Origin of the sequence: Allobosea sp. TAB14 (genome assembly GCF_052113865.1) — a bacterium.
Taxonomy (GTDB): domain Bacteria; phylum Pseudomonadota; class Alphaproteobacteria; order Rhizobiales; family Beijerinckiaceae; genus Allobosea; species Allobosea spartocytisi.
Genome location: NZ_JBFRDQ010000249.1, coordinates 1 through 5,268, shown reverse-complemented (window position 1 = coordinate 5,268; position 5,268 = coordinate 1). Strand labels below are relative to the sequence as shown.

Sequence of the window (5,268 nt, the reverse complement as noted above, 5' to 3'; positions counted from 1 at the left end):
CTTCACCGCCGCCTGGACGCGCTCGACGGTGCGGGCATGGACGCCGGAGCGGCCGTTCATCACGCGGTCGACCGTGGCGAGGCTGACCCCTGCCTCGCTCGCGACATCCTGCAGCGTGGTCCGCGCCATGCGCCACCCTCCCCTTCCCAAAGCGATAAAGACGGGATTAGATGTGCGCAACTCAAAATGATGGGTCACACCTGAAATATCGAGGCATTTCTCCAAGCCTCGCAGGTGAAGGCCCGAGCTTCCAAGCCGAGGGAACGCCATGAGCTATTTCGCCGATCTGCCCGCGATCCGCTTCGAGGGACCGGAGAGCCGCAACCCGCTGGCTTATCGTTATTACGAGCCCGATCGCCTCGTGCTGGGTCAGCCGATGGCGGAGATCCTGCGCCCTTGTGTGGCCTATTGGCACAGCTTCTGCTGGCCCGGCAGCGACGTCTTCGGCAGCGGCACCTTCGAACGGCCCTGGCTCGGCGGGCCCGATACCCTCGCCATGGCGGAGGCGAAGGCCGATGCCGCCTTCGACTTCTTCGCCAAGCTTGGCGCACCCTATTTCGCCTTCCACGATGTCGATGCCGTACCGCTGGGGCGCARCATCCGCGAAGGCTGGTCCAATCTCGACGCCATCGCCGACCGCTTTGCCGGGCATATGGCGCGGACGGGGGTGAAACTGCTCTGGGGCACGGCCAATCTGTTCTCGCATCCGCGCTATGCCGCGGGCGCCGCGACCAATCCCGACCCGCACATCTTCGCCCATGCCGCCGCGCAGGTGCGCGCCGTGCTCGATGTGACGAAGCGGCTCGGCGGCACAAACTACGTGCTCTGGGGCGGGCGCGAGGGCTATGAGACGCTGCTGAACACCGATCTGAAGCGCGAACTCGACCAGCTCGGTCGCTTCCTCGCGCTGGTCGTCGAGCACAAGCACAGGATCGGCTTCACCGGCACGATCCTGATCGAGCCCAAGCCCTGCGAGCCGACCAAGCACCAGTATGATTTCGACGCCGCGACGGTGCACGGCTTTCTCTCGCGTTACGATCTCGTCGGCGAGGTGAAGCTCAACATCGAGGCCAACCACGCGACGCTCGCCGGCCACAGCTTCGAGCATGAGATCGCCTATGCGCTGGCGCATGATCTGCTCGGCAGTCTCGACATCAATCGCGGCGACCCGCAGAACGGCTGGGAMACCGACCAGTTCCCGAACGATCTCAACGAGATGACGCTGGTGCTCTACCGCATCCTGCAGGCGGGGGGCTTGAAGACCGGCGGCTTCAATTTCGACGCCAAGGTGCGGCGCCAGTCGATCGATGCCATCGACCTGCTGCATGCCCATGTCGGCGGGTTTGATTTGCTGGCGCGAGCGCTGCTCAACGCCGAGAGGCTGATCGCGGATAGCGGCCTCGCCGATTTCGTCTCGCGCCGCTATGCCGGCTGGGACGGCAGCTTCGGACAGGACATCCTCGCCGGGCGGCTCTCGCTCGCGGAGATCGCCGAGAAGGCGGCTGCTGGACCGGAGCCGCATCCCGTGTCGGGGCGGCAGGAGATGCTGGAGAACCTCGTGCAGCGCTTCATCTGAGGCGCGGCGATGTTCCTAGGCATCGATCTCGGCACCTCATCCCTCAAGGCCGTGCTTGTCGACACGGACGAGCGCGTCGTCGCGGAGGCGAGCGAGCCGCTCACCGTCTCGCGGCCGCAGCCGCTCTGGTCCGAACAGAGCCCCGAGGATTGGTGGCAGGCGCTCGACCGGGCGCTCACGCGGCTCAAGGCCGGATGGCCGGCAGAGGTGGCGGGGGTGCGCGGGCTCGGCCTCAGCGGCCAGATGCATGGCGCGGTGCTGCTCGATGCGCAGGACCGGGTCCTGCGCCCGGCCATTCTCTGGAATGACGGGCGCAGCGGCGCCGAGTGCCGGTTGCTGGAGGAGCGCGAACCGCGCTCACGCGCGATCACCGGCAACCTCGCCATGCCCGGCTTCACCGCGCCGAAGCTGGTCTGGGTGCAGCGGCACGAGCCCGAGATTTTCGCCGGCATCGCCAAGGTGCTGCTGCCGAAGGATTATCTGCGGCTGCGCCTGACCGGCGAGCCGATCTCCGACATGTCGGACAGCGCCGGCACGCTCTGGCTCGACGTGGCGGCACGGCGCTGGTCGCAAGCGATGCTCGACGCGACCGGGCTCTCCGAGACGGCGATGCCACGCCTCGTCGAAGGCAGCGAGTCCGGCGGGGTATTGCGTGATGCGCTCGCAACAGAATGGGGGCTGCCTAAGGGCGTCATCGTCGCGGGCGGGGCGGGCGACAATGCGGCCGGCGCTGTCGGCATCGGCGCGATCACGCCGGGACAGGGCTTTCTGTCGCTCGGCACGTCCGGCGTGATCTTCACGACCAGCGCCGCCTATTCGGCCAATCCGGCGCAGGCGGTGCACAGCTTCTGCCATGCCCTGCCCGGCCTCTGGCACCAGATGGCGGTGATGCTGAGCGCCGCTTCGAGCCTGAGCTGGGTCAGCGGCGTGACCGGCACGACGGAAGCGGCACTGCTGGATGAGATTGCCAACGAGACCGACCGGCCGGGCGAGGTCGTCTTCCTGCCCTATCTCTCGGGCGAGCGGACGCCGCACAACGACCCGCAGGCGACCGGACTCTTCGCCGGGCTGACCCATGGCACGCGGCGCAGCGATCTCGGCCGGGCCGTGCTGGAGGGCGTCGGCTTCAGCTTCGCCGACGGGCTCGCCGCCCTCGAGGCAGTGGGGCCGCGCATCGAGACGCTGAGCGTGATCGGCGGCGGGGYGCGCTCGGGGCTCTGGGGCGAGATTCTGGCTGCGATCCTCGACCGGCCGCTGGAATACCGCGCCGGCGGTGAAAGAGGCGGTGCCTTCGGGGCGGCGCGATTGGCGCGGCTCGCCGTCACCGGCGAGGCACCGGAGGCGCTGTGCAAGCCGCCGGCGCTGGAGAGGGTGGTCACGCCGCGCGCCGAGTGGAGCGAGGCTTATCAGCGGCTTTATGCGCGCTATCGCGCGGCCTATCGACGCGAGAGCGTCTGACGCTTCCAGTCAACACCAGAACCTCCGCGTCATCCCGGACGCAGCGAAGCGGAGATCCGGGATGACGGTCGAGTTTTTGCTGGGAACGGCGAGCGTTACGCGCTCAATCGTCCATCTTGAGGGCGGCGATGAAGGCTTCCTGCGGGATTTCGACCTTGCCGAACTGCCGCATCTTCTTCTTGCCCTCCTTCTGCTTCTCCAGAAGCTTGCGCTTGCGGGTGGCGTCGCCGCCATAGCATTTGGCGGTGACGTCCTTGCGCAGCGCACGGATGGTCTCGCGGGCGATGATCTTGCCGCCGATCGCGGCCTGCACCGGAATCTGGAACATATGCGGCGGGATCAGCTCCTTGAGCTTCTCGCACATGGCGCGRCCGCGMGCMTCGGCGCGSGWSCGRTGGACCAGCATCGAGAGCGCRTCGACMGGCTCGGCATTGACCAGGATCGACATGCGCACGAGGTCGCCCTCGCGATAGTCGGTGATGGCGTAGTCGAAGGAGGCATAGCCCTTCGAGATCGACTTCAAGCGGTCGTAGAAGTCGAAGACGACCTCGTTCAGCGGCAGGTCGTAGACCACCTTGGCGCGCGAGCCGACATAGGAGAGGTCGGTCTGGATGCCGCGGCGATCCTGACAGAGCTTCAGCACCGAGCCGAGATATTCGTCGGGCGTGAAGATCGTCGCCTTGATCCAGGGCTCCTCGATAAATTCGATCTTCATCACATCCGGCATGTCGGCCGGGTTGTGGAGCTCGATCGACGTGCCGTCGCGCAGCTTGAGGCGATAGACGACCGATGGCGCCGTCGAGATCAGGTTGAGGTTGAACTCGCGTTCGAGCCGCTCCTGGATGATCTCCAGATGCAGCAGCCCGAGAAAGCCGCAGCGGAAGCCGAAGCCGAGCGCGGCGGAGGTTTCCATCTCGTAGGAGAACGAGGCGTCGTTCAGGCGCAACCGGCTCATGGCGGCGCGCAGCACCTCGAAATCGGCGGCATCGACCGGGAAGATGCCGCAGAACACCACCGGCTGCACCGGCTTGAAGCCCGGCAGCGGCTCGGCGATCGGCCGCTTGTCGTCGGTGATGGTGTCGCCGACGGCGGTGTCCGCGACTTCCTTGATCGAGGCGGTGAAGAAGCCAACCTCGCCAGGGCCGAGTTCCTTGACCTCCAGCATCTTCGGCTTGAACACGCCGACGCGGTCGACGCCGTAGGACGCCTTGGCCCGCATCATGCGGATGGTCATGTTCTTCTTGAGCACGCCGTCGATGACGCGCACGAGAACGACGACGCCGAGATAGGCGTCATACCACGAATCGACCAGCAGGCATTTCAGCGGCGCGTCGGGGTCGCCCTTCGGGGCGGGCAGCTTCTGGACGATGGCTTCCAGCACGCCCTCGATGTTGAGCCCGGTCTTGGCCGAGATCGGCACGGCTTCCGAGGCATCGAGCCCGATCACATCCTCGATCTGCTGCTTGATCCGCTCCGGCTCGGCGGCCGGCAGGTCGATCTTGTTGAGGACGGTGACGATCTCGTGGTTGGCATCGAGCGCCTGATAGACGTTGGCGAGCGTCTGCGCCTCGACGCCCTGCGAGGCGTCGACCACCAGCAGCGAGCCCTCGCAGGCCGCCAGCGAGCGCGAGACCTCATAGGCGAAATCGACATGGCCGGGGGTATCCATCAGGTTCAGGATGTAGGTCTTGCCATCCTTCGCCTGATAGTCGAGCCGCACCGTCTGCGCCTTGATGGTGATGCCGCGCTCCTTCTCGATATCCATCGAGTCGAGGATCTGCTCGCTCATGTCGCGTGCGGCGACCGTGCCGGTCTGCTGGATCAGCCGGTCAGCCAGAGTCGACTTGCCGTGGTCGATATGGGCCACGATCGAGAAGTTGCGGATGTTGTCGATGGTACGGGTGCTCATGCGCGCGCCATAGCAGTGAAGCCGCGTTGCGCCAAGCGGTTGCGCGATTCAGGCGGCATCAAAGCCATGTGCTGGCGCGAGAACCACACCGGTCATCCCGGACAAGCCGCAAAGCGGCGCCGATCCGGGATCCATCCCTGAACCGTCATCGGAAACGCCCCGGCATGGACCCCGGGTCTCCCTTCGGTCGCCCGGGATGACGGCGGAGGTTTTGGAGGCTTAAGAAAGCATCTTGCCAATTCCAATATATAAGAATTATTCTCATATTCATGGAATTCGAGAGCGACACCGATATCGACCGCCGGCTGGGTGAACGGCTCAAGGC

5 protein-coding genes are annotated in these 5,268 nt (G+C 66.0%); 2 read left to right on the top strand and 3 right to left on the bottom strand.

The genetic code is table 11. The features are described 5' to 3' along the window. Positions 1 to 129 (bottom strand): LacI family DNA-binding transcriptional regulator (locus AB4Y99_RS25370; protein ID WP_441525272.1); only part of this gene is annotated, 129 nt, incomplete at its 3' end. Positions 130 to 268: 139 nt separating this feature from the next. Between AB4Y99_RS25370 and xylA the strand changes: the two genes are divergently transcribed. Continuing rightward, on the top strand, positions 269 to 1,576 hold the full coding sequence (xylA, locus tag AB4Y99_RS25365; RefSeq protein ID WP_441525271.1) for a xylose isomerase: 1,308 nt from the start codon (positions 269 to 271) through the stop codon (positions 1,574 to 1,576). A gap of 9 nt (positions 1,577 to 1,585) precedes the next feature. Further along, the gene (xylB, locus tag AB4Y99_RS25360) at positions 1,586 to 3,034 is read left to right on the top strand and encodes a xylulokinase (RefSeq protein WP_441525270.1); all 1,449 of its coding nucleotides are present in this window, start codon (positions 1,586 to 1,588) and stop codon (positions 3,032 to 3,034) included. Positions 3,035 to 3,137: 103 nt separating this feature from the next. Here the strand turns inward: xylB and lepA are convergent, their stop codons facing one another. Next, positions 3,138 to 4,943: a translation elongation factor 4 gene (lepA, locus tag AB4Y99_RS25355; RefSeq protein ID WP_441525269.1), complete on the bottom strand. Its 1,806-nt coding sequence runs from the start codon at positions 4,941 to 4,943 to the stop codon at positions 3,138 to 3,140. Positions 4,944 to 5,035: 92 nt separating this feature from the next. After that, the coding region (locus tag AB4Y99_RS25350; RefSeq protein ID WP_441525268.1) for a hypothetical protein at positions 5,036 to 5,268 on the bottom strand (233 nt) is incomplete at its 5' end.